Here is a 21,706-nt window from a genome sequence, read left to right on the forward strand (position 1 = left end):
GTTGACCGATCGAGCTTGGAAGGAAGGGTCCGTTGTACGAAGGGGTGGTTCAGAACCTCATCGACGAGCTGGGAAGACTGCCCGGCGTCGGCCCCAAGAGCGCGCAGCGGATCGCCTTCCACCTGCTGGCCGCCGATCCCGCCGATGTGGAACGGCTGACCAAGGCGCTCAAAGAGGTCAAGGACAAGGTCCGGTTCTGCAAGACCTGCGGGAACGTCGCCGAAGAAGAGGAATGCCGGATCTGCCGTGACGCGCGCCGCGACCCGCAGGTGATCTGCGTGGTCGAGGAGTCCAAGGACGTCGTCGCGATCGAGAAGACCCGGGAGTTCCGCGGCCGCTACCACGTCCTCGGTGGCGCGATCAGTCCTATCGAGGGTGTCGGCCCCGAGGACCTGCGCATCCGGGAGCTGATGCAACGCCTCGCGGACGGCACGGTCACCGAACTCATCCTCGCCACCGACCCCAACCTGGAGGGTGAGGCCACCGCGACCTATCTCGCCCGGCTCGTGAAACCCATGGGCCTGACCGTCACCCGCCTCGCCAGCGGCCTGCCGGTGGGTGGCGACCTCGAATATGCCGACGAGGTGACGTTGGGCCGCGCATTCGAAGGACGGAGGCTGCTCGATGTCTGACACCAACAGCCCGCAGGACTGGAACGCGCTCGCCGAGCGCGTGGCATGTCATGTGGAGAACTATCTGAGCGGACTGGAGGCGGTCGCGCGGGGGGAAGCCGGCGCGCACACCGTGCCGATGCTGCTCCTGGAGGTGTCGCAGGTCATCCTGGCCGGTGCGCAGCTGGGCGCCAGCGCGGACGTGATCCTCCCGGGCAACTGGGAGCCCGAGGTGGGCGAGGACCCGGATCTGGACGCGGTACGGCAGGGACTGTCCGAGCGGCTCATCGCTGTGGACGAGTACGTCGAGGTCTTCGACCCGTACAAGGACACCGAGCCGACCTCCTACCGGCTCTCCGACGACCTCGTCGACGTCGCCAGCGACCTCGTCCACGGCCTGCGCCACTACCAGCAGGAGCGCCCGCTCGAGGCGCTCTGGTGGTGGCAGTACTCCTACTTCAACCACTGGGGCAACCACGCCGGTGCCGCCCTCCGCGCGCTCCATGCGGTGATCGCCGGAGCCCGCCTGGACGTCGCCGAAGAGGTGGCCGCCGTTCCGTAAGCCGAGTCCCGCAGGCAGGGGCGTCGTAGGCGGCGCCCCTGTCTGCGGACGGCTACCAGCGTCTGCCTGCGGACGGCTACCAGCGGGACACGCCACGCCCTACTGCGAACTCCATCGCTCGCACATTCGACGTTCCCTCCCTGCGGGGATGCTCGACGCCCTTGCCGCAGACGGCCGCGCCGGCTTCGAGGCATTGCCTTCGGGCCCGACGGCTGGGCAACCGGGCTAGGTCGGCGGGCCCGTTCGGGCAGATCATGTCGGGCGCTCGGGTTGACGGGGACGGCGGATGGGACCCAACATCACGCCCCATGGGATGGAACACATCGGCGTTGTTCGTGCGCGACCGGTCGGTGGCCGAGATCGTGGACGGCCTGCCAGACGCGGGCAACTGGCAGGCGACCGGCGAACGGGTGTCCGCCGACACTGCTTCATCCCAGTCTCCGGGCGGGCGCCTCTACCTCTCCGAGAGCGGCGGCTGGTGCCATATTTGGGATCCCGACCAGCAGTTGCCGCTCGACGTGGACCGACTCCTTGACCTCGGCTCCCTCGGAGCCCTCAAGGGAACACGCGCGCTGGCGCTTCTCTTCTCCAGCGTGTCGTCCACGTACGGACTGTGGCTCTACGATGACAGTGCGCTGACAAGGAACGTCGTCTACCACAACGGCGAGATCGTCCAGGAGTCCGGGGACCCGCTCCCTGTCGAGTCCCGGATCGAGATGCCCTCATGGGGCCCGGACGAGGATTTCCTCTGGAGCGTGTTCCAGGACATCACCGGTCTGAGCTTCGACTTCGAACAACTCTTTGAGGTGTACGTGGGCACGTCCCAGGCCTGAGCGTTCGTCTCGGTGTCGAGGACGTGCCTGGCGAGTGAACGCGCTAAATGGTCATTCGTGCGGGTGGGTCTTCATGAAATTGCGGGTGGCGTGGACCCATTCCATGCCGTTTTCAGGGACCTGGATGTCCTTGGACTGGGCCCAGATGACGACACCGTCGACGAGCTTGTAGGCGGTGGTCAACTGGTACGTCCACTGCTTGGCAGGGATGAACTTCATCGAGTGGGGCGTGTTCTTGTGGTAGCGCGGCCACATGTAGATGTAGATCGGCTTCTTGGGGTCGACCGCACGGGCCTGGGCGATGGCGTTCTTGAGCACCTTGGTCCAGGCCTTGTTGTCAGTGCCGTGCCGGGTGTACAGGCTCGGGAAGAACGCGGCTTCGTACACGGCGAGTTTCCTGGCCAGCGGGTAGTAACGCTTCTGGGTGTGCCCATTCAGGCCGTAGAAGCCGAACTTACGACCCGGGGCTGCCTGGCGCGCCACTGGATCAGGGTCTTCAGCACCTCGTAGTTGTGCCTGGCGACTTCCGGCTTGCCCCGCAGGTAGTGATCCTCGAAGTCGAGCACGATCGGCCCCGGATGGACGGACTGTTGCCTTGGCATCGGCGGACTAGGCCACCGAGATGGCCTTCGCCGGGCTACCGGCCGCCGAGACGTTCTTCGCCAGGCTCTGGGCTCCGCAGCCCGCCAGCATGCTTCCCGCCACGGTGAGAGACACCGCGACGACTGCTGAGCGGCTGAAGGTTCTTGTCACCCTCGAGTCCCTTCATGGTCCCGTCGCCACAACGGCACGGGCGTCGATCGTTCATCGGGGAACCGTTCCCGTGATCACTGCCGCTTCGGATGCTGAGCGTGACAGGAGGGCCGGTGGCCCGGCCCTCCTGTCACGATCCGCTACGGAGTGCGGTCAGGACTTGTTGAGAGTTTCCTTGAGGGTTTCACGCTTGCAGGCGACAGGCTGGAGGCATTTGAACCCATGGTTCTTCTTCTTCAGCACGAACGTCCGCTTTCCAGAGAGGCTGTTGTGGAAAACGTAGGCCTCGTGGTTCGGCACCTTTCGGCGTGAACCGGACAGCGCGACCTTGCCGGATCGGTAGATGGTGACCGTGACCTGGTAGTCGATCGCTCCGCCGATTCTCGTGCAAAAGGGGTTGGTCGCCGAGTGCTTGAGGGTGACCGTGTACTTCCGCGAGGATCCCGTGCCGGCGAACTTGCCCCCGGTGAATTTCATGTTCTTGGAGGTGGCGGTCTTCGTGCCCTTGAGCTTTCCGCCCCGGTACAGCTTGGTCGCACTGACCTTCTTGGAGGTGTGAACCTTGCTCGTCTTCCAATTCACGCCGAGCGCCATGTTCGTCTTGAAGCCGGCGCTGTCCTTGGTGGAGTAGGAGCGATTGTTGCCGTTGAACTGCCCACCCTGCGCCACGCACGGGAAGGCGTTGACCCGCTTGTCCTTGATGAACGTGCGGTAGACGAAGTACGTCGAGTTCTTCTGGGCTGCGGCTTCGACCGCCGGCGCTGCCGGGGCTGCCAGCGTGGTCGGCGCAGAGGGGGCCGAGGCGGCGACGGGTGCGGCAGCAGCGGCGGTTGACATTCCAGTGGTGAGGAACGCCACTGCGAGACCAGGGACCAGCAGGCGGCGCGCGTGGAGGGATTTCATGGCTGCACCATTTCGAGGAGAGGTTGGAGCGCGGTTGGAGATCAGTTGAAAGCGCTTTCCAGCGCCTTTTGCCTCCACTGTTGCCCTGCTGGGCGACGATCTCGTTCCCTTGCCCGCCGACCGGAACGGCGCTCCCGGCTTGTCCAGACGGTGCCTCGCGCCACAGGCTCAGCCGCCCTCGTCCCCCGCCCTCGGCCGCCCTCGCTCAGAATCTGTCGGCGGCGTTGATCGGCTGTACCGGCATTCCCATCGCCCTGCCCGCCAGCGATGGGCAGGCGACGATGACCACGCTCACCTGGGTCAAGGAGCCGGTTGGCTTCGAGTCGCTGCGCTACGACGACCGGATCGGCAAGCTCTCGCTGATCAGAGCAGGTCCGCCTGACTCATCTGCATGGGCCTGTTCGTTCGGCCTCGTCCGCCTGAGCTCGTCCGCCTGAGCTCGTCCGCCTGAGCTCGTCCGCCTGAGCTCGTCCGCCTGAGCTCGTCCGCCTGTGTTCGTCTGGCCTGGGCTTGTCCGCTTGTGTTCGCCCTAGGCTGGGTCCGGCGGCGCGTCTCGGCCCGTGTCCTGGCCTCGACGCCTGGCTGCTTACCTGGCGTCTGGCAGAGGGCTGGGGATCGTTCTCCTGCCGGTGGGATCTTGTATTTCGGACGGGTGTTCCAAATGTTGGAGTTACCTGCTCGTGATGCATTCGTCTGGCCTCGGTAGACTCTTCGCCGATACGCCTGAACCCGATCCGAGGAGCACCGAGTCGTGGCCCTTGTCGTGCAGAAGTACGGTGGCTCCTCCGTCGCTGACGCCGAAGGCGTCAAGCGGGTTGCCCAGCGCATCGTCGCGACGAAGAAGGCGGGGAACGACGTCGTCGTCGTGGTCTCCGCGATGGGTGACACAACGGATGAGCTGATCGATCTGGCCGAGCAGGTCAGCCCGCTGCCTCCGGCGCGCGAGCTGGACATGCTGCTCACGGCCGGGGAGCGGATATCGATGGCGCTGCTGGCCATGGCGATCGCCAACCTCGGTCACGAAGCGCGATCGTTCACCGGTTCCCAGGCTGGTGTGATCACCGACGGCTCCCATGGAAAAGCACGGATCATCGACGTCACGCCGGGCCGGCTCCGTACCGCCCTGGACGAGGGCTCGATCTGCATCGTGGCCGGATTCCAGGGTGTCTCCCAGAACACCAAGGACATCACCACGCTCGGCCGTGGTGGTTCCGACACCACGGCGGTGGCGCTGGCCGCCGCGCTGGGCGCGGACGTCTGCGAGATCTACAGTGATGTGGACGGCGTGTTCACCGCCGATCCGCGGATCGTCGCGACCGCCCGCCGGATCCCGCGCATCTCGTACGAGGAGATGCTGGAGATGGCCGCCAGCGGGGCCAAGATCCTGCACCTGCGCTGCGTGGAGTACGCACGCCGCTACAACATCCCGATCCATGTGCGCTCCTCCTTCAGCACCAAGGAGGGCACATGGGTGGTCGACGCGAGTGACATCGAAGGACAGGACATGGAGCAGGCGATCATCTCCGGAGTCGCGCACGACCGGAGCGAAGCCAAGATCACCGTGGTCGGTGTGCCGGACAAGGTCGGTGAGGCCGCCACGATCTTCACCGTCCTCTCCGAAGCCGAGATCAACATCGACATGATCGTGCAGAACGTGTCGGCGGCGTCGACCGGCCGTACCGACATCTCCTTCACCCTGCCCGCGAGCGACGGGCAGAGGGCGATGACCACGCTCAACAAGGTCAAGGAGCGGATCGGCTTCGAGTCGCTGCGCTACGACGACCGGATCGGCAAGGTCTCGCTGATCGGTGCGGGCATGCGTTCCCACCCGGGCGTCACCGCCACGTTCTTCTCCGCGATCGCCGACGCCGGCGTCAACATCGAGATGATCTCCACCTCGGAGATCCGTATCTCGGTGATCGTCGCCCAGGACGACATCGACACCGCCGTCGCCAGCGCCCACCGCGCCTTCGACCTTGAGGCCGACCAGGTCGAGGCCGTCGTCTACGGCGGCACCGGCCGCTGATCAACGCCGGAGGCCCCGCGAACGAGGCGTGATCGCCGTTCGCGGGGCCTTCTGCCGTCCGGCCTGGCTCTTCTGCGCCGTCCGGCCTGGCTTCTGTGTCGTGCGGGCCTGGCACTTGCGCCGTGCGGCCGTGGCTTCTGTGCCGTGCAGCCTGACTTGGTGCCGTGCGGCCCTGGCACCTGTGTCGTGCGGTCTAGCGCCTGTGTCGTGCGGGCCTGGCATCTATGCCGTGCGGCCTGGCACCTTGTGCCGTCCGACGCGGAATTCTTGTCTGCCGACATGGAGACTGACCTCAGGCATGCCGTATTTCCCCCGGCAGACCGGGTCGGCGGCGGTTACGGAGTGTGGCCAAGGATCCGGTTCTTTGTGGGACAGCGGCGGCGTGAACCTGGGAATCTGCTGAACTCCGGAACTGGGGAGGCGCGGGGGGCGTTGAGCCTCCGGGGACCGTCGAGCCAGCTGAGACACCGGTCGCGCGGTCCCGGACATCGGGACCGGGGCGGCGGTGCCGGACACGCGACAGACGAACGCGAAGGAGAACGCCGGCAATGACCGCCACGGACTCATCCGGACGCAAGCCGACCCTCGCCGTTGTCGGTGCCACGGGCGCCGTGGGCACCGTGATGCTGGACATTCTGTCCACCCGGCGAGACGTGTACGGGGAGATCCGGCTCGTCGCGTCGGCCCGTTCGGCGGGACGGAAGCTCTCCGTCCGGGGCGAGCAGACCGAGGTGCTCGCGCTGGCGCCGGAGGTCTTCGACGGGGTCGACATCGCGATGTTCGACGTGCCGGACGCGGTCTCGGCCTCGTGGGCGCCGGTCGCGGCGGCACGAGGTGCGGTGGTCGTGGACAACTCCGGAGCGTTCCGGATGGAATCGGACGTCCCGCTGGTCGTTCCCGAGGTGAACGCGGACGCAGTCCGTGATCGCCCGCGCGGGATCATCGCCAACCCCAACTGCACGACGCTCTCGATGATCGTGGCAATCGGGGCGCTCCACGACCAGTACGGGCTGAACGAGCTGGTCGTCGCCTCCTACCAGGCGGCATCGGGGGCGGGCCAGGAGGGCATCGACGCGCTGTACGACCAGCTCGAACGAGTCGGCGGTGATCGCGAGCTCGGCCATCGCCCGGGGGACGTGCGCAGTGCGGTGGGGGAGCTCGGGCCGTTCCCGGCGCCGCTGGCGTTGAACGTGGTCCCGTGGGCGGGATCCCTCCAGGACGGCGGCTGGAGTTCGGAGGAGCTCAAGGTCCGCAATGAGTCCCGCAAGATCCTTGGGCTGCCGGACCTGCGTGTCGCGGCGACGTGCGTCCGCGTTCCGGTCGTGACGACCCACTCGCTGGCGGTGCACGCAGTCTTCGACGCGCCCGTGGACCAGCGCGAGGCCCAGGCGATCCTGGCGGGCTCGCCGGGCGTGGTGCTGGTCGATGATCCGGAAGGGTACGAGTTCCCCACGCCGGCGGACGTCGTCGGCACCGACCCGACCTGGGTGGGCCGGGTGCGCAGATCCCTCGACGACCCGAACGCCCTCGACCTCTTCCTCTGCGGCGACAACCTGCGCAAGGGCGCGGCTCTGAACACCGCCCAGATCGCCGAGCTCGTGGCGGCCGAGCTCACGGGCTGAGTAAGGCCCACGTGTCCTGACCGCCGCGGCGTGCCGTTTCCACCTGCCACGCACGTAGAGTTGACACTCCGCAAGTTCGCGCATCCGCGCTTTAGGGTGGCGTACGTGACCGAGACCAAGGCCGTGAAGTCGGAGCAGACCCGGGCGCTGATCGTGGAGACGGCGCTCCGGCTGTTCCGCGAGCGCGGGTACGAAGCGACGACGATGCGGGCGATCGCCAAGGAGGCGGGGGTCTCGGTCGGCAACGCCTACTACTACTTCGGCTCCAAGGAAGAGCTGATCCAGGCGTACTACGACGAGCTCCAGGACGAGCATGTCGCCGCCTGCCGCGCGGTCCTGGACGCCGAACGCGACTTCGCGCCCAGGCTCCTCGGCGTTCTCAAGGCCCGCGTCGACACGATGGTGCCGTACCACGAGTTCGCGGGGAAGTTCTTCAAGTTCGCCGCCGAGCCGACCAGCCCGCTCAACCCGTTCAGCGCCGAGTCCGGCCCGGCCCGTGCCGCCGCCGTCGCGATCTACCGCGAGGTCGTCGACGGCTCCAGCCTGAAGATCGACGACGAGTTCCGCAAGGAGCTGCCGGAGCTGCTCTGGCTCTACTCGATGGGCATCGTCCTCTACTGGGTGCACGACAGTTCCCCCGGCTGCCGAAAGACGTACTTGCTGGTGGAACGTACCGTCCCGCTGGTCAACAAGATGGTCTCGATGTCCCGCATCCCCGGCTTCAAGTCCGTCACCCGCGAACTGGTCAACGTCATCCGCGACGTCCGCGCCTGACCGCGAGAGGCGCCTGGCCGTGAGGTCCGTGCTTGGCTGCTTCGTCTTCGCCTGGCCGCGACGTCCGCGCATGGCCCGACGTCTGCGCCGGACCGTGATGTCTGCGTTGGCCGCGAGGTCCTTGCTCGACCGGGGGAACGTCATGGATGGGCCGCCACGCCCTTACGTTCGGGGGAGTGGCGGCGCCGTCATCGGCCGGTCAGGACATGCCGAGATGCTTCCGGGCGAAGGTCATCTCGGCGTCCATCTGCTTGATCCGTTCCTCGACGACCAGCGATCCGTGCCCGGCGTCGTACCGGTAGACCTCGTGCGGCCGTCCGAGCTCCGCCAACCTGCCGAGGTAGTTGTCGATCTGCCGGATCGGGCAGCGCGGGTCGTTCTCGCCCGCGAGGATCAGCACCGGGGCCTTGACCTGCTCGACGTACGTCAGCGGCGACGACTCGCGGTAGCGGTCCGGCACCTCGGTCGGCGAGCCGCCGAACAGCGACCGGTCGAACGCCTGGAGCCCCTCCATCTCGTCCTCGTACGCCGCGACGTAGTCGGCGACCGGGACGGCCGCCACCGCGACCGACCAGTCCTCGGGCTGCGTACCGATGCCGAGCAGCGTCAGGTAACCGCCCCACGAGCCGCCGGTGAGCACGAGCCGGCTGGGGTCGGCCAGGCCTGTCTCCACCGCCCAGTCGCGTACCGCCTTGATGTCTTCGAGTTCGGTCAGCCCCACGCGGCCCTCGATGGCGTCGCGCCACTGCGAGCCGTAGCCGGTCGAGCCCCGGTAGTTGACGTGGACGACGGCGAAACCGTGGTCGACCCAGGCTGCGGCGGTCGGAGCGAAGGAGTCCTCGTCCTGCGCGGTCGGGCCGCCGTGGATGTCGAAGACCGTCGGGTACGGTGCGGATCCGGTCGTGGGCCGGCTGATGAGCGCGTGGATGCGTCCACCAGGGCCGTCCACCCAGGCGTCCTCCACCGGTACGGACGGCGGCGCGGGCGGGCCGGGGGGCGTCAGCACGACCGTGCCCGAGGTCGAACGGATCACCGGTGGCTCGGCCGCCGACGACCACGAGAACTCCACGGTCCCGTCGGGCCGCGGGGTCGCACCGCCGATGACTCCGCGCGGCGTCTCGATCCGCGTCAGCGAGCCGTCCGCCAGGTCGTAGCGGTAGAGCTCGTCCCGCGCCTCGTACGAATGCGAGATCAGCAAGGCCGTCCCATCGACGTACCAGCTCGCGCCGACCTCACCCGGCAGGTCGAGGACGATTTCGTGTTCGGTGCCCGCGACCGGATCCCAGATGAGCAGTTCGTCCTTGCCGCGCCGCTCGTGGTTGACCAGCAGCCGCGAGTCACCCGCGACAGGCGCGAACGAGTCGCCGTAGAGTCCCTTGCCCGGTCCGTCCCACAGGTCGGCGACCGTGGTGCCGTCCGGCCGTACGACGCGCAGCGCCATGTGGCGGCTGTCGCCGTGCTCGCTGTGCCCGATCGCGATGAGGCTCTCGTCGCGGGACAGGGCGGCGACGTGCGCGTCTTCGGCGTGCTCGTACAACGTCTCGGGTGCCGCATCGGGGCGGCAGAAGTGCACGGTGTTGCCGGATTCCGTGGTGCGCCCGATGACGGCGAGGCCGCTCGGGCCAAGGGCCAGCCCGGACGGGTATGACGGCTCCAGCCCCGGCACTGCGGGCGTGCTGTCGCCGCCACCGAACGGTGTCCGCTGCCAGACGCCGAACTCGTCGCCGTCGGTGTCGGCGAACCACCAGATCCACTCGCCCGACGGGTCGACGCCGCCCATCCACGTCCCGTTAGGACGGTCCGTAACCTGCCGCCGCTCGTCGGTCGCGCGGTCCCAGGCGTAGATCTCCCACGTGCCCGTCACGTTCGACCGGTATGTGGACCGGTGCGGTGCGTCCCGAGCCCAACCAGGCAGACTGACCCGGGCCGCCCGGAACCGGGCCTTCCAACGTTCATCGTCGACCATGTGACCAAGTATGGAGCAGCCCACATATCGGAACGCCCAGAACACATCCCACCACCCGGGCTGGGATGGCGAACGGGGCGAATCCGGCTGATGGGTTCGCCCCGTTCGGTCGCTCAGGTGGTCAGCGGTTGGGCGGGACCGATCCGTCGGAGGTCTCCCACGTCGGGTCGGGGATGCTCTCGACCGTCATGGTGCGCTGGTTCGGGTTGAGGCGGGTGTGGACCGCGCGTGCGACGCGTTCGATCGTGCGGATGCCGTACGTCATGGACGGGGTGTCGCGGGTGAGCACGACGATCATGTAGTCCTCGCCTCGGCCGGAGAAGCTGCCGATGCTGTGGACACGCCAGTGGCGGCCGTGCCGTGGCAGCCATCCGTTCTTCACATGCCACTTCACGCCGGACGGGCGGCCGGTGGGGGTGCCCCAGCGCTGCGACGAGACCACCCGGTTCATCAGGCTCAGCTCGTACCGCCGCGCCCGGTCGGTCAGGACCTTGTTGCGAGCGGTTAGGACGGCCAGGAACTTGATCTGGTCGCGGGCGGTGATCTGGGTCAGGCCCCAGTACCGGCCCGGGCCGAGCTTGGTCTGCGTCATCCCGGCCATCTTGAGGAACCGCTGCATGCGGGTCCGCCCGACGGAACGCCACAACGCCGACGCCGCGTCGTTGTCCGAGCGCGTGATCATCTTGTGGGCGAGTGACTTCTCGGTCGAGTTCAGCAGCCGCTTCTGCTCGATGGCGCGCCGCAGGACCGCGCCCAGGATGGTGGCCTTGACGACGCTGGCCGAGTCGAAGCGGCGCGCGGAGTCCACCGTGCACACGATCTTCCGCTTGCGGTCGTAGACGCCGACCGACTCGATCCCGGTGCGGCCCCGCAGTGCCGTACGGATCGCAGTGCCGAGGTTCTTGGCGAGCCGCGGGTTCTTGCTCGACCTGCAGGGATTGGCGGCTGCGGTCGCGGGAGTGCTCGCCGGAGCGGCGTTCGCGGGGATCGCGGTGAGACCGGCCGAAGAGAAGAGGACGGCACCGGCGAGCAGCGTGGCGGACAGAGTCCGGCGGACACCTCGTGGCATTTGAGTCACGGTAGCGACGGTTGGTGCTGGAGAGGCAAGTGGGTCGGCGATAACGACTGCGTACCGAATGATGACAGCGTGCGGATGGACGACTGCGACCGAATGCCGTCAGGCCTGCGGCTCTCCGGGATCCCTGTGCGTGGTGGCGAGGCGGCCGAAGACGCGGTCGATCTCCTGGCGAACGCGGCGTTCCATGGCCCTGGCGAACCCGGCTTCGACCGCGACCTCGGCGCCAGGGCGGAGCCGGGCGAGCGTGTCGGTCAGGTCGGTGAGGTCCCGGTCGGCCAGTTCCGTGGTGTCCAGCGGGCCGACCACATGCTTCATGATCATCTCGACGAACATGTCCGCCAGTTCGTCGACGCTGCGCTGCAGCCGCCGGCTCGTGGCGAGCACCTCGGACAGCGGCACCCCGGCCCGTACGAGCGCCACCGTCGCTTCGAGCTGACGGCGGCTCCAGTGCGTGACCTGGTCGCCGTGGATCTCGATGTGCCCGAGCGCGACCGCCTGCTCGACGGCGCCGGGGTCGACCTCGCCCGGGAACAACTCCGCCAGTTCGGTCAGCGACATCGTGACCGGAGTCTCCCTGGACCAGGGTGCGGTGACCGTCTTCTCCAGGCCCAGCACCGCGGCGACGTCGTGGCCCTGTTCCCATGCGGACAGCAGCTCGCGGATCCCCTCCAGCGTGTGCCCGCGTTCGAGCAGGTTGCCGATCACGCGCAGCCGGGCGAGGTGATCCTCGGAGTAGAGGCCGATCCGCCCCTCGCGGCGCGGCGGGGGGAGCAGCTTGCGCTCCTGGTAGTAGCGCAGCGTTCGTACGGGGACATCCGCGGCTTGCGCAAGCTCGCTGATCCGGTATTCCCGGACGGCCTCCGTTGGGCGGACATCGGCGGCGGCGTCCCGCGCGGGCTCATCCCTCACGGTCGCCAGCATAGTTTCACTCTCAATGGCCAAGGGCACAGTCCGTCCCAGAAGCCCAGCGGGTGGCCATCGATCAGGCGGTTCGCGCTACCCTCTGCCGGTCACAGGGTGTCCTCCAACCCCGAAAGAGGCGACATGTCCAAGGCCCGTTCCGCCATGCTCGCGGGGACCGTTCTGGTCGCCGGACTCGGGCTGGGCGCGTGCTCCGAGAAACGCTGGTGCGAGCAGGACGCCACTGACACCAAGGTGGCCAACAAGTACTGCGAGGACGGTACGCCCGGGTACGAGTGGGAACCGGACAGCGACAAGAAGAAGAAAAAGAAAAAGAAGAAGTCCTGACTGAGCAACGGGCATGGCGGCGGCGACGTTCACGTCGCAGTGGTCGGCGGGATGGCCGCGGTGGACATGGTGACGGCCGGTCCCCTGGCCAGGGGCCGGCCGCCGATGCAGTGATATCCGTTGTCTTCAAGTGATGTCCGTTTGTCGTCAGGTGACTCGTCTCAAGGTCATGGCCGGGCGTTTCTTGCCGCGGCGACCCCCGTTGCCGCCGAACGGCCCGTTCTGGAGCTCCTCGGTCGACATCAGGTCGCTGAGGCTCTGCGGGGCGATCTCTTCCGGCCGGTCTGCGAAGCGTGAACGTGAACGTGACGTCATCTGGATCCATCTCCTCTGTATCGGCTTCAGGTCCCGGGGCGTGCACTCAGGCGACGGCCAGGCTGTGCGGGTAAGTGCGGCTCACCGTGTCCAAGGCCCAGCGCATGCGGGCGGCGTACGCCTCGGGGTGGTCGCCTGCCTCCTGGGCGACGGACGCCAGGCAGGTGCCACAGTCGGCGCCCCAGGCACAGAGGCGCTCGTCGATGGCGGCGCGCACCTGGTCGGCAGTGGGATGGTCGGAGGCCTGCAGTCGGCTGGTGAAGAGAAGCCGGGCCAGGTCACAGATGCTCAACGCGGTCGTAGATGGCGTGGTCGACATCGCGTGCCTTCTTCCTTAAGCCGGGGTCCTACGGCCCCGTTTCGCTTACTGACAACGATGACGACCCTGTGTTCCCCGCACCATCGGGGAAAACCCCCAACCATGGTGGAGTCAACCCCCCATAGCACCCTTAGGCCCCGCCCCACCCCCTCAGGGGTTGGAGTCCCCGGCCAGGGGCCTCGCCAGCGAGTTCGCCGCCACCGTCCTCCGCAGAGCGTCGCGGCACGCGCGGATGGCCGGGTGTTGCCCGCCGCCCCGGCGGACCGCCGTCGTCAGGCGCCGGCGCCGCTGGCCGGAGGGCAACGACCGCAGGACGACGCCGTCCGCCGCCCGTCTCGACCAGACCAGGTCCGGCAGCAGTGCCACGGCATGTCCCTCCTCGACGAGACGCGCATGGAGAAGGAGGTCACTGGACTCGAAGCGCACGTCGGGTTCGAAGCCCGCGGTACGGCACAGTGTCGTCGCCCATTGCCGTGGCTCCGTCCCCATCGGCTCCATGACCCACGGCCGCTCAGCCAGCGCCGCCAGCGCCTCTGTGCCCTCCAAGGAGTCGGCCATGGCTCCCGCCTTGGGGACGGCTAGCCGGATCTCGTCCTCGCAAAGGCCCGCCAGCTCGATCTCCTCGTACCGCGGACTCGGGTTGCCGGGGTACTCCTCGGCCATCACGAGGTCGAAGTCCCGGGCGAGCAACGCGGGGAGGGCGGTCTCCGGCTCGGTCTGCGTCACCTGGACGCGCAGCCCGGGATGTGCCTCGCGCAGCAGCGTGAGCGCGGTCGGGATCAGGGCCATGGCGGCGGTCTGGAACGTGGCGATCCGGATCACCCCGGTGAGCCCCGCCATGGAGGCGGCGAGCTCCGCCTCCGCCCGTTCGAGTTGCTCCAGAACGGCCTCGGTGTGCACGACGAGGATCTCGGCCTGCTCGGTGAGCCGGACGCGCCGGCCGACGGGTTCGAGGAGGGGAACACCGACCTCCTTCTCCAGCACGGCCAGCTGCTGCGAGATCGAGGACGGGCTGTAGGAGAGCGCTTCGGCGACGGCGGTGAGGGTGCCCCGATGCTTGAGCTCGCGGAGAAGCCGCAGACGGTGAAGATCAAGCATGCCCGCACACTACCTTTCGGTTTTTCTGAACGTTATCGCTAAGAAAGTTTCGCTGGACTGATTGAATCAGACTGCGGCACCGTGAGCGATATGACGACTCAGACGGTTCTCACCGCACCCGAACGGACGACCTGGCTGGCGCGACCGGCGGCGCGCTCCTGGACCAGCCCGGCCCCCTCACCTGATGTGGCCGACTTCCACGCGGGCCTGCCCGGCTACGCGCCGACGCCGCTCGTCGAGCTTCCGTCCCTTGCCGAGGAGCTCAAGGTCGGCCGGGTGTTCGTGAAGGACGAGTCGGCGCGCTTCGGGCTTCCCGCGTTCAAGATCCTCGGTGCGTCCTGGGCGATCCACCGCGCCCTCAGCGAGCACCACGGTCTCGGCCGCGTCTCGTTCGACGGCCTGCGTCAACGGATCGCAGACCTGCCGCCCGTACGCCTCGTCACCGCGACCGACGGCAACCACGGCCGCGCCGTCGCCCGGATCGCGAGCTTGCTGGGGCTGACCGCCGAGGTATTCGTTCCGGACGGCGTGCACCCGGCGGCCCGGGCCGCGATCAAGGCCGAGGGTGCCACGGTCGTTGATGTCGCCGGTCCGTACGACGAGGCGGTACGGGCGGCCGCAGCCTCGGCCGATGAGCCCGCGGCCTTGCTCATCCAGGACACCGCCTGGCCGGGTTACGAGCAGGTGCCCCAGTGGGTGGTCGAGGGGTATGCGACCCTCTTCGCCGAAGTGGACGCCCAGCTGACCGCCGCCGGCGCCGGACCTGCCGGGCTCGTCGCGGTACCTGTCGGCGTCGGCTCCCTGGCCCAGGCCGCCGTGGCCCACTACAGGAGCCGATCGAACGGCCCCACGCTCCTGTCCGTCGAGCCCGAGACAGCCGCCTCCGTGCTGGCAAGCCTGGCCCTCGGCCGCCTCACCAGCATCGAGACCGGCTCAACGATCATGGCCGGACTCAACTGCGCGACCCCGTCCAGCCTCGCATGGCCGTACCTGGTCGGCGGTCTGGACGCGTCCGTGGCCGTGACCGAGGCCGCCGCCTCCCAGGCCACCCGCGACCTCGCCTCACTCGGCGTCCCCGCAGGTCCCTGCGGCGCGGCTGCTCTGGCGGGCATACGGGCGGCCCTCACGCCCGAACGCCGCTCCGAACTGGCGCGCGACCACACCGCAACGATCGTCCTCCTGAGCACCGAAGGCTCCGCCGCCAACCCCGCCCTCGCCGACTGACGGTGTACGTAGGTACACCCGGACCCGGGTGTTCAGGGCCATTCATCACGACAACGCTCCCGGCCACAGTTGATCAAGTAAGAACACACTGATCGACAAGGAGCTTCTCGTGTCGTCCAACTCCATCCGCCCCCGCCGGGCCCTGCTCACCGTCACCCTGACCGGAGCGCTCACCGTCCCCCTGATCCCAGTCCTGACCACCACCCCCGCCGAGTTCGCCACCACCACTGCGCCCACCACCGAAGCTGCGCCCGCCTCAGGCGCGCCCGCCTCAGGCGCGCCCGCCTCTGGAGCGCCCACCCCCCGCGCGTCCGTCGGCGCGTCTGTCACCGGTGCTGCACACGTCACCCGCGCGTCATCCTCTGGAGCGTCCGCCGCCCGCTCGTCCGCCGCCGCTGCATCCGCCATTGGAGTGTCCGCCGCTGGTGAGTCCCTCGCCGGTACTGCGTCCGCCACCCGTGCATCGGTCACCGGCGCGTCTGCCGCTGGAGCGTCTGCCATCCGCGCGTCGTCCTCTGGCGCGTCTGCCGCAGGCCCGTCCGCCGCCGCTGCGTCCACCATTGGCGCGTCTGCTGTTGGCGGGTCCCTCACCGGTGCCGTGTCCGGCTCCGGCGTGTCCGCCACCGGCGCGTCTGCAACCGGCGGAGTCGCTGGTGCTGGGATTGCGGCTGCGGAGAGCTCTGTCGGGAGGCTTCGGGTGGCGGCGGGACGGCTTGTGGCTGATGGGCAGCCTGGCGTGATCGTTCTTAGCCGTCGTGGTCGGCAGGTCACGCACGTCACCGCAGGCGTTGCCGACAAGGCGACCGGGCAGCGGATGGACGCGCGGCTGAGGTTCCGGATTGCCAGCGTCACGAAGACGTTCACCAGTACGGTCCTGCTGCAGATGGTCGCCGAACGTCGTGTCTCCCTCGACGACACGGTCGACAAGTGGTTGCCCGGCTCGGTGGCGCGCAACGGCCACAACGGATCGAAGATCACTATTCGGGAGTTGCTCGGGCATACCAGCGGGTTGAAGGACTACTCGCTGGATCCGCGGGTCTGGAGCGATCCCCGGCGTGAATGGAAGCCGCAGGAACTGGTCGACATGGCGCTGGAGACTCCGCCGATCGCCGAGGGCACCTACTCCAACACCAACTACATCCTCGCCGGAATGATCATTGAGAAGGCGGCGGGTCGTTCGCTCGGTGGCGAGTTCCAGCGACGGATCTTCCGGCCGCTGGGGTTGCGCCACACCTCGCTGGCCGTCGACCGTTCGTTCCCGGGGCCCTACGTGCACGGCTACATGGACGAATACGGCGACGTCAGCACCGAGATCAGCCCGTCGAGCGCGTGGGCGTCCGGCGGTGTGATCTCGACCGTGGACGATGTCGCGAAATTCCACCGGGCGCTCTTCACCGGACGGCTGCTTCCCAAGCGTCTGCAGCGTGAGATGACGGCCACCCGGCCGATTGTGGATGGCGACGTCATGCAGGACTACGGCCTTGGTGTTGTGAAGACCCGGTTCTCGTGCGGCATCGCGTGGGGGCACGACGGTGGCTTCCCTGGCTACGGCACCTGGACGTACACCAGCGCCGACGGCAAGCGTCAGGCTGTGATCACCTACAACGACAGCAGTGCCGCGCTCGAGGCCGATCCGAAGTTCAGGGCCGATCTGGACAAGGCCGCGGAGATCGCCTTCTGCGGCTAGGCGGCGGGTAGACGGACGACGAACCGGGAGCCTTCTGCGGCATGCACAGTGCCGCCGAGGCCTTCGACGATTTCGCGGACGATGGTCAGGCCGAGCCCGGCGCCACCCGTCGCCCGTGCCCGCGCGGCGTCGAGACGGACGAAGCGGTCGAAGATCCGTTCGCGGTCGGGCCCGGGGATGCCGGGTCCGTCGTCCGTGACCGTCAAGGTGACTGTCTGGGCGTCTGTCGTCACCGTGGCGACGACCTCCGTACGGGCGTAGCGGGCGGCGTTGTCGAAGAGGTTGCGGATGATCCGGCCGAGCCGCACCTCGCTCCCGGCGACGATGGCGGGTCCGGTGGTGGTGACGGTGAACGTCGGTCCGCGTTCGGCGGCGAGTTCTTCGACGAGGTCGGCCAGGTCGGTGCGTTCGCCGGCTTCGGACGGCCCCCGCGCGTCCGAGGCCAGCAGCAGGAGGTCGTCAGTGAGTGTCTGGAGGCGGATGGTGTCGGCCAGCGCGGTCGAGACGACGGTCTGCCAGTTCGCCTCGTCCGGGTGAACGAGCGGGATCTCCAGGGCACTGCGGAGCCCGGCCAGCGGTGAGCGGAGTTCGTGTGACGCGTCGGCGACGAACCGCCGTTGCCGGACGAGCGCGTGTTCGAGCCGGTCAAGGGTCTCATTGGTGGCCCGGGCGAGCCTCGCGATCTCGATGCTGCCGGCCGGTACGGGCACCCGCTGGTCGGTCGCGCGGGCGCCGATCTCGTTCATCTTCGCGCGGATGGCGTCGACGGGACGCAGCGCGCGTCCGGTGACCACCCAGGCGACCACCCCGACGAAGACCACCGCGACCGGCAGCGCCCACATGAAGAACCGGTCGATGGTGGCGACGGCCGTCTCGGTGCGTTCGGTGGGGACCGGCCAATAAACGGTCAGCCTCTGCGCGGGCGCATCCTTCAGCCCGGTGAACGTGCGGACGTGGCTTGCCGGGAGAACGTCGGTGACTCCGACCACGAACGTATGAGTTGGTTTCGTCGGGGAGGTTGCTTCGCCGAGGCCGTCAACGTCGCCGTTCACGAGATACGCCGAAACGAAGCCTGAGAGTGCCTCCGGCATGGGGATGGCCCGGGTGTGCCACCTGGTGTCGGGATGCAGGCCCTCGGCCGGCGGCAGAAGTTCCGGCGGCTCCACGACCTGTTCACCGGGAGAGCTTCCCATGGGAATGAACCACTGCCCGTTTTCCAACACCACGATGAAGCCTGCATGGTGAAGCACATCCGCGCGTTTTCCGGTCTCTGCGGCCGACGTGAACGTGAACGTGTCACGAGTGGCCTGCTTCAGCGCCTCGTCCGCCCACTGGTCGCGGATCACGTCGCGTAGCCACCAGCCGCCCACGCCGAAGACGAGGAGCGTCGCCAGCGCCGCCGCGACCGCGGCCCTCGCGCGGACAGAGCGGAGCCGACCAAAGCCGAGCCTGCCGAGGCTGCCGAGGCCGAGTCGGCTTTGCCGGAATCGGCTCAGGCGGAGACGGTTCAAGCGGATGCGGCTCAGGCGGATGCGGGTCGGCGGTCTAGGCATCGGTGGCCACCAGCCGGTATCCCGCGCCGCGCACGGTCTGGATCGAGGCGCGGCCGAACGGGAGGTCGAGTTTCCGGCGGAGCGCGCGTACGTAGACCTCGACGATGTTGACGTCGCCCTCGAATTGCTGGTCCCAGACCTCGTCCAGGATCTCGATCTTGGTCACCACCTCGTCCGGTCGTCGCGCGAGGCATTCGAGGACGGCGAACTGCTTGGCCGTCAATGTCACGTCCGTGGTGCCGCGGCGGCATCTGCGCGCCGCCGGGTCCAGCCACAGGTCGCCGACCGTGAGCGCGACCGGCCTGGTCGCTCCGCCGCGCCGGAGCAGCGCGCGCAGCCGCGCGACGAGCACGACGTACGAGAACGGCTTGGAGATGTAGTCGTCGGCGCCGGTGTCCAGGGCCTCGGCCTCGTCGTACTCGCCGTTCTTGGCCGTCAGCATGAGGATCGGCACGGTCGAGCCGCCGCGTCGCAGCTCGGCGCAGACGGCGTAGCCGTTCAGCCCCGGCAGCATGATGTCAAGGATCACTGCCGCGTACGGGTGCGTGCGCGCGAGGTCGAGGCCATGCCTGCCGTCGTGGGCGACATCGACCGCGTAGCCGTCGGCCCGGAGGCCGTGGCTCAGCGTGGCCGCGAAACGTTCCTCGTCCTCGATCAGCAGCAATCGCATTGGGCCATTATGGCGACGCTGTGTCGTTCGTTCCTGAAACCGGCTTCAGGTGGCTTAAGCGGGGATTCAGGTCGCTTAAGCGTGCATTCAGTGTGTGGTCGCAAATCTGTGCTCCATGCTTTTTCGGCGGCCAGACCGTGCGGCATGGGTGGTGGCGGCGGCGCTCTTCGCCGCTTATTCGGCAATGGCGGTCAACCGGCACCACACGATGCGGACAGCCGGGTACGACCTCGGCATCTTCGAGCAGGCGGTACGCGCGTACGCGCAGCTGCGGGCACCCATCGCCGAGCTCAAAGGCCCTGCGTTCAATGTGCTTGGCGACCATTTCCATCCCGTTCTCGTACTGCTGGCGCCGTTCTACCGGATCTTTCCAGGCCCGATCACACTGCTGGTAACGCAAGGAATTCTGCTGGCGTTGTCGGCGGTGCCGGTGACACGGCTCGCCATGGAATTCCTCGGCCGCCGCGCAGGGGTCTGCATCGGCCTCGGGTACGGCCTGTCGTGGGGAATCCAGCAGGCCGCGGCGTTCGACTTCCACGAGATCGCGTTCGCGGTGCCCTTGGTCGCGTACAGCATGGAGCGCCTGGTGCACCGGCGCTGGTCGGCGGCTGCGTGCTGGGCCCTGCCTCTGCTCCTGGTGAAGGAGGACCAGGCGCTCATCTTGGCGGCGGTCGGCGGTTATGTCCTCTGCGCAGGAAGTCGCCGGCTCGGTCTGTTGATCGTCACCGTGGCGGTGGTCACGGGCTTTCTGACGGTCTTCGTCATCATTCCCGCGTTCAGCCCGGGGCAGGTCTACCCGTACGCCAAGACGGCCTCCGGCTCGGGCATGGCCACACTCCTCACCCCGATGGGCGTGAAGGGCTGGACGCTGCTGGCGCTCGTCGCTCCGACGTTGCTACTGGCCCTGAGGTCTCCGCTGCTCCTCATCGCGGTCCCGTACGTCGCCGCGCGCTTCTGGACGAGCAATCCTGCGTACTGGGGAACGGGGTTCCACTACAGCGCGGTGCTCATGCCCATCGTCTTCATCGCCGCCCTCGACGGGCTGCGAAGGCTGCACACCTCCAAGACGGCGGTGACCCGCGTCGTACGGAAGTCGGCGCCCACAGCGATCCTCGCGTTCGCCCTCGCCGTCACCATGTTCGGGGGCCTGCCCCTGACGCGCCTTCTCGATGCCGGTGACTGGCAGGGGACGGAACGCTTCGGCCCCGCGCGCGACATCCTCGATGTCATCCCTGACGGAGCCGACGTCGCCACGTCGAACCGTCTGGCGCCCCAGCTCACCCGTCGCTGCAGGGTGTTCCGGCTGATCGTTCCGAGCCCGTTCTGGCCGCTGACCGAGTGGGTCGCCGTCGCCACCTCGCGTCCGTTCCCAAGCCCGTCGCCAGCGGACGCCGCGACCATCGCAAGGCTGCCGCAACTGGGTTACCGCGTCGTCGAACGAGGCGGCGGCGTCGTCATCTACCGCCGGACGTAACGGCTGGTCTGATGCCGGACGTAACGCCCGCTCCCAGCATCGGACATAGCGTCAGGTCTGACACCTGGTCGAGCACCGGACATAGCGCCTGGTCCAGCGCGGGACGTAGCGCCTGGTCCAGTGCCGGACGTAGCGCCGGGTCTGACGCCTGGTCTAGCGCCGGGTGTCAGGGCTTGCGGGCTACCCCAGCCCACAGGGGCACCGGCTCAGGCTCGGTCTCGACGTCCAGCGGCGGCCGCCAGAGAGGCGGGGAGACCACACCGGGGTCAAGGAGCTCGAGACCGTCGAAGAGGCCGGTGACCTCCGACCGGGTGCGCGGCTGTGCCTTGGGATGCGCCGTCGCGTTCCACATCTCGAAGGCCCTCTTGACGGCCGGGCCGCCGATCTCGTCGGTGCTGTGCGTCAGCGCCAGGTAACTGCCGGAGGGCACGGCGTTCAGCAGGCGCTGCAGGATCGACACGACGTCTTCGAGGTCGGCCACGAAATGCAGCACGCTCATCAGCGTGATGGCGACCGGGCGGTCGAGGTCGAGCGTCGTGCCGGCCTCCCGCAGGATGCGGCTCGGCTCGCGCAGGTCCGCGTCCAGGTAGTCGCAGGAGCCCTCGGGTGTCGAGTTGAGCAGCGCGCGGGCGTGGACGAGCACGATCGGGTCGTTGTCCACGTACACGACCCGGGCCTTCGGGTTGATCTCCTGTGCGACCTGGTGCAGGTTCGGCGGCGTCGGCAGCCCGGTGCCGATGTCGAGGAACTGGTCGATGCCCGCCTCGGTTGCCAGGTACCGCGTGGTGCGGTGCATGAATTCACGGTCACCGCGCGCGGTCGCCACCACGTGCGGGAACATCCCGGCGATCTGCTCGCCGAGCTCGCGGTCGACCTCGAAGTTGTCCTTGCCGCCCAGCCAGTAGTCCCACACCCGCGCCGAGTGGGGGCGGGTCATGTCGATGCGGGAGGAGGCCGTCGAGGGGTCGCCGGTGGTCATGGGCGGTGCAC

24 protein-coding genes are annotated in these 21,706 nt (G+C 68.3%); 11 read left to right on the forward strand and 13 right to left on the reverse strand.

Features of this window, described 5'->3' with window-relative positions; translation table 11 throughout:
- Positions 1-32: 32 nt before the first annotated feature.
- The 3 genes from recR to F8566_RS43750 all read left to right on the forward strand — a co-directional run bounded on the left by recR (position 33) and on the right by F8566_RS43750 (position 2,006).
- Entirely contained in the window at positions 33-632 is a 600-nt protein-coding gene (gene recR, locus F8566_RS43740) for a recombination mediator RecR (RefSeq protein WP_151569274.1), read from the forward strand.
- On the forward strand, positions 625-1,173 hold the full coding sequence (locus F8566_RS43745) for a DUF5063 domain-containing protein (protein WP_151569276.1): 549 nt from the start codon (positions 625-627) through the stop codon (positions 1,171-1,173). The genes recR and F8566_RS43745 overlap by 8 nt, the downstream gene beginning before the upstream one ends.
- A 308-nt stretch (positions 1,174-1,481) precedes the next feature.
- Positions 1,482-2,006, forward strand: coding sequence for a hypothetical protein (locus tag F8566_RS43750; RefSeq protein WP_151569278.1), 525 nt, complete (start codon positions 1,482-1,484; stop codon positions 2,004-2,006).
- 51 nt (positions 2,007-2,057) lie between these two features.
- Here F8566_RS43750 and F8566_RS43755 read toward each other — a convergent pair whose 3' ends face one another.
- The 4 genes from F8566_RS43755 to F8566_RS43760 all read right to left on the reverse strand — a co-directional run bounded on the left by F8566_RS43755 (position 2,058) and on the right by F8566_RS43760 (position 3,662).
- A complete protein-coding gene (locus F8566_RS43755) occupies positions 2,058-2,489 on the reverse strand; it encodes a hypothetical protein (protein WP_151569280.1) in 432 nt (143 codons plus the stop codon).
- A complete protein-coding gene (locus F8566_RS50525) occupies positions 2,441-2,608 on the reverse strand; it encodes a hypothetical protein (RefSeq protein ID WP_192810170.1) in 168 nt (55 codons plus the stop codon). The genes F8566_RS43755 and F8566_RS50525 overlap by 49 nt, the downstream gene beginning before the upstream one ends.
- Before the next feature lie 7 nt (positions 2,609-2,615).
- Entirely contained in the window at positions 2,616-2,759 is a 144-nt protein-coding gene (locus F8566_RS50530) for a hypothetical protein (protein WP_192810171.1), read from the reverse strand.
- Between the two features lie 153 nt (positions 2,760-2,912).
- Positions 2,913-3,662: a hypothetical protein gene (locus F8566_RS43760; RefSeq protein ID WP_151569281.1), complete on the reverse strand. Its 750-nt coding sequence runs from the start codon at positions 3,660-3,662 to the stop codon at positions 2,913-2,915.
- A gap of 281 nt (positions 3,663-3,943) precedes the next feature.
- Here F8566_RS43760 and F8566_RS50535 point away from each other — a divergent pair, with 281 nt between their 5' ends.
- The 4 genes from F8566_RS50535 to F8566_RS43775 all read left to right on the forward strand — a co-directional run bounded on the left by F8566_RS50535 (position 3,944) and on the right by F8566_RS43775 (position 8,084).
- Positions 3,944-4,099 carry a hypothetical protein gene (locus F8566_RS50535; protein WP_192810172.1) on the forward strand — a complete coding sequence of 52 codons (156 nt, stop codon included), beginning with the start codon at positions 3,944-3,946 and terminating at the stop codon, positions 4,097-4,099.
- 314 nt (positions 4,100-4,413) lie between these two features.
- Complete coding sequence (locus F8566_RS43765; protein ID WP_151569282.1) at positions 4,414-5,688, forward strand: aspartate kinase; 1,275 nt, start codon at positions 4,414-4,416, stop codon at positions 5,686-5,688.
- A 548-nt stretch (positions 5,689-6,236) separates the two neighbouring features.
- Positions 6,237-7,310 carry an aspartate-semialdehyde dehydrogenase gene (locus tag F8566_RS43770; RefSeq protein ID WP_151569283.1) on the forward strand — a complete coding sequence of 358 codons (1,074 nt, stop codon included), beginning with the start codon at positions 6,237-6,239 and terminating at the stop codon, positions 7,308-7,310.
- Positions 7,311-7,415: 105 nt separating this feature from the next.
- Entirely contained in the window at positions 7,416-8,084 is a 669-nt protein-coding gene (locus F8566_RS43775) for a TetR/AcrR family transcriptional regulator (RefSeq protein ID WP_151569284.1), read from the forward strand.
- Positions 8,085-8,283: 199 nt separating this feature from the next.
- Here the strand turns inward: F8566_RS43775 and F8566_RS43780 are convergent, their stop codons facing one another.
- The 3 genes from F8566_RS43780 to F8566_RS43790 all read right to left on the reverse strand — a co-directional run bounded on the left by F8566_RS43780 (position 8,284) and on the right by F8566_RS43790 (position 12,037).
- A complete protein-coding gene (locus F8566_RS43780) occupies positions 8,284-10,050 on the reverse strand; it encodes a S9 family peptidase (protein WP_151569285.1) in 1,767 nt (588 codons plus the stop codon).
- Positions 10,051-10,171: 121 nt separating this feature from the next.
- A complete protein-coding gene (locus F8566_RS43785) occupies positions 10,172-11,119 on the reverse strand; it encodes a serine hydrolase (protein WP_151569286.1) in 948 nt (315 codons plus the stop codon).
- A 108-nt stretch (positions 11,120-11,227) separates the two neighbouring features.
- Positions 11,228-12,037, reverse strand: coding sequence for a MerR family transcriptional regulator (locus F8566_RS43790; RefSeq protein ID WP_225994064.1), 810 nt, complete (start codon positions 12,035-12,037; stop codon positions 11,228-11,230).
- A 135-nt stretch (positions 12,038-12,172) separates the two neighbouring features.
- On the opposite strand from F8566_RS43790, the gene F8566_RS43795 reads away from it, so the two are divergent.
- Complete coding sequence (locus F8566_RS43795; protein WP_151569289.1) at positions 12,173-12,376, forward strand: hypothetical protein; 204 nt, start codon at positions 12,173-12,175, stop codon at positions 12,374-12,376.
- 147 nt (positions 12,377-12,523) lie between these two features.
- Here the strand turns inward: F8566_RS43795 and F8566_RS50540 are convergent, their stop codons facing one another.
- The 3 genes from F8566_RS50540 to F8566_RS43805 all read right to left on the reverse strand — a co-directional run bounded on the left by F8566_RS50540 (position 12,524) and on the right by F8566_RS43805 (position 14,108).
- Positions 12,524-12,691, reverse strand: coding sequence for a hypothetical protein (locus F8566_RS50540; RefSeq protein WP_192810173.1), 168 nt, complete (start codon positions 12,689-12,691; stop codon positions 12,524-12,526).
- A gap of 46 nt (positions 12,692-12,737) precedes the next feature.
- On the reverse strand, positions 12,738-13,010 hold the full coding sequence (locus F8566_RS43800) for a hypothetical protein (RefSeq protein ID WP_151569291.1): 273 nt from the start codon (positions 13,008-13,010) through the stop codon (positions 12,738-12,740).
- A gap of 150 nt (positions 13,011-13,160) precedes the next feature.
- Positions 13,161-14,108: a LysR substrate-binding domain-containing protein gene (locus tag F8566_RS43805; protein WP_151569293.1), complete on the reverse strand. Its 948-nt coding sequence runs from the start codon at positions 14,106-14,108 to the stop codon at positions 13,161-13,163.
- A gap of 90 nt (positions 14,109-14,198) precedes the next feature.
- On the opposite strand from F8566_RS43805, the gene F8566_RS43810 reads away from it, so the two are divergent.
- Both F8566_RS43810 and F8566_RS43815 read left to right on the forward strand, forming a co-directional pair.
- The gene (locus tag F8566_RS43810; protein WP_151569295.1) at positions 14,199-15,332 is read left to right on the forward strand and encodes a diaminopropionate ammonia-lyase; all 1,134 of its coding nucleotides are present in this window, start codon (positions 14,199-14,201) and stop codon (positions 15,330-15,332) included.
- A gap of 598 nt (positions 15,333-15,930) precedes the next feature.
- Positions 15,931-17,019 (forward strand): serine hydrolase domain-containing protein, encoded by a 1,089-nt coding sequence (locus F8566_RS43815; protein WP_192810174.1) that lies wholly within the window; start codon positions 15,931-15,933, stop codon positions 17,017-17,019.
- Here the strand turns inward: F8566_RS43815 and F8566_RS43820 are convergent.
- A complete protein-coding gene (locus F8566_RS43820; protein ID WP_151569299.1) occupies positions 17,016-18,572 on the reverse strand; it encodes a sensor histidine kinase in 1,557 nt (518 codons plus the stop codon). The two genes, F8566_RS43815 and F8566_RS43820, sit on opposite strands and share 4 nt — an antisense overlap.
- Entirely contained in the window at positions 18,565-19,242 is a 678-nt protein-coding gene (locus tag F8566_RS43825; protein WP_151569301.1) for a response regulator transcription factor, read from the reverse strand. Before F8566_RS43825 ends, F8566_RS43820 begins: the two co-directional genes overlap by 8 nt.
- A gap of 115 nt (positions 19,243-19,357) precedes the next feature.
- Between F8566_RS43825 and F8566_RS43830 the strand changes: the two genes are divergently transcribed.
- Positions 19,358-20,716, forward strand: a complete 1,359-nt coding sequence (locus F8566_RS43830; RefSeq protein ID WP_151569303.1) for a DUF2079 domain-containing protein — start codon at positions 19,358-19,360, stop codon at positions 20,714-20,716.
- A 166-nt stretch (positions 20,717-20,882) separates the two neighbouring features.
- Here F8566_RS43830 and F8566_RS43835 read toward each other — a convergent pair whose 3' ends face one another.
- Entirely contained in the window at positions 20,883-21,695 is an 813-nt protein-coding gene (locus F8566_RS43835) for an SAM-dependent methyltransferase (protein WP_151569305.1), read from the reverse strand.
- Between the last annotated feature and the right edge of the window lie 11 nt (positions 21,696-21,706).

Origin of the sequence: Actinomadura rudentiformis (assembly GCF_008923185.1) — a bacterium.
Lineage (GTDB): Bacteria > Actinomycetota > Actinomycetes > Streptosporangiales > Streptosporangiaceae > Spirillospora > Spirillospora rudentiformis.

Excerpts from the sequence above, each read along its gene's own strand:
- F8566_RS43745 (WP_151569276.1), top strand. The coding sequence starts at position 625 with ATGTCTGACACCAACAGCCCGCAGGACTGGAACGCGCTCGCCGAGCGC.
- F8566_RS43750 (WP_151569278.1), top strand. The coding sequence starts at position 1,482 with ATGGGATGGAACACATCGGCGTTGTTCGTGCGCGACCGGTCGGTGGCC.
- F8566_RS50525 (WP_192810170.1), bottom strand. The coding sequence starts at position 2,608 with ATGCCAAGGCAACAGTCCGTCCATCCGGGGCCGATCGTGCTCGACTTC.
- F8566_RS43760 (WP_151569281.1), bottom strand. The coding sequence starts at position 3,662 with ATGAAATCCCTCCACGCGCGCCGCCTGCTGGTCCCTGGTCTCGCAGTG.
- F8566_RS50535 (WP_192810172.1), top strand. The coding sequence starts at position 3,944 with ATGACCACGCTCACCTGGGTCAAGGAGCCGGTTGGCTTCGAGTCGCTG.
- F8566_RS43770 (WP_151569283.1), top strand. The coding sequence starts at position 6,237 with ATGACCGCCACGGACTCATCCGGACGCAAGCCGACCCTCGCCGTTGTC.
- F8566_RS43780 (WP_151569285.1), bottom strand. The coding sequence starts at position 10,050 with ATGGTCGACGATGAACGTTGGAAGGCCCGGTTCCGGGCGGCCCGGGTC.
- F8566_RS43785 (WP_151569286.1), bottom strand. The coding sequence starts at position 11,119 with ATGCCACGAGGTGTCCGCCGGACTCTGTCCGCCACGCTGCTCGCCGGT.
- F8566_RS43795 (WP_151569289.1), top strand. The coding sequence starts at position 12,173 with ATGTCCAAGGCCCGTTCCGCCATGCTCGCGGGGACCGTTCTGGTCGCC.
- F8566_RS50540 (WP_192810173.1), bottom strand. The coding sequence starts at position 12,691 with ATGACGTCACGTTCACGTTCACGCTTCGCAGACCGGCCGGAAGAGATC.
- F8566_RS43800 (WP_151569291.1), bottom strand. The coding sequence starts at position 13,010 with ATGTCGACCACGCCATCTACGACCGCGTTGAGCATCTGTGACCTGGCC.
- F8566_RS43805 (WP_151569293.1), bottom strand. The coding sequence starts at position 14,108 with ATGCTTGATCTTCACCGTCTGCGGCTTCTCCGCGAGCTCAAGCATCGG.
- F8566_RS43810 (WP_151569295.1), top strand. The coding sequence starts at position 14,199 with ATGACGACTCAGACGGTTCTCACCGCACCCGAACGGACGACCTGGCTG.
- F8566_RS43820 (WP_151569299.1), bottom strand. The coding sequence starts at position 18,572 with ATGCCTAGACCGCCGACCCGCATCCGCCTGAGCCGCATCCGCTTGAAC.
- F8566_RS43825 (WP_151569301.1), bottom strand. The coding sequence starts at position 19,242 with ATGCGATTGCTGCTGATCGAGGACGAGGAACGTTTCGCGGCCACGCTG.
- F8566_RS43830 (WP_151569303.1), top strand. The coding sequence starts at position 19,358 with ATGCTTTTTCGGCGGCCAGACCGTGCGGCATGGGTGGTGGCGGCGGCG.
- F8566_RS43835 (WP_151569305.1), bottom strand. The coding sequence starts at position 21,695 with ATGACCACCGGCGACCCCTCGACGGCCTCCTCCCGCATCGACATGACC.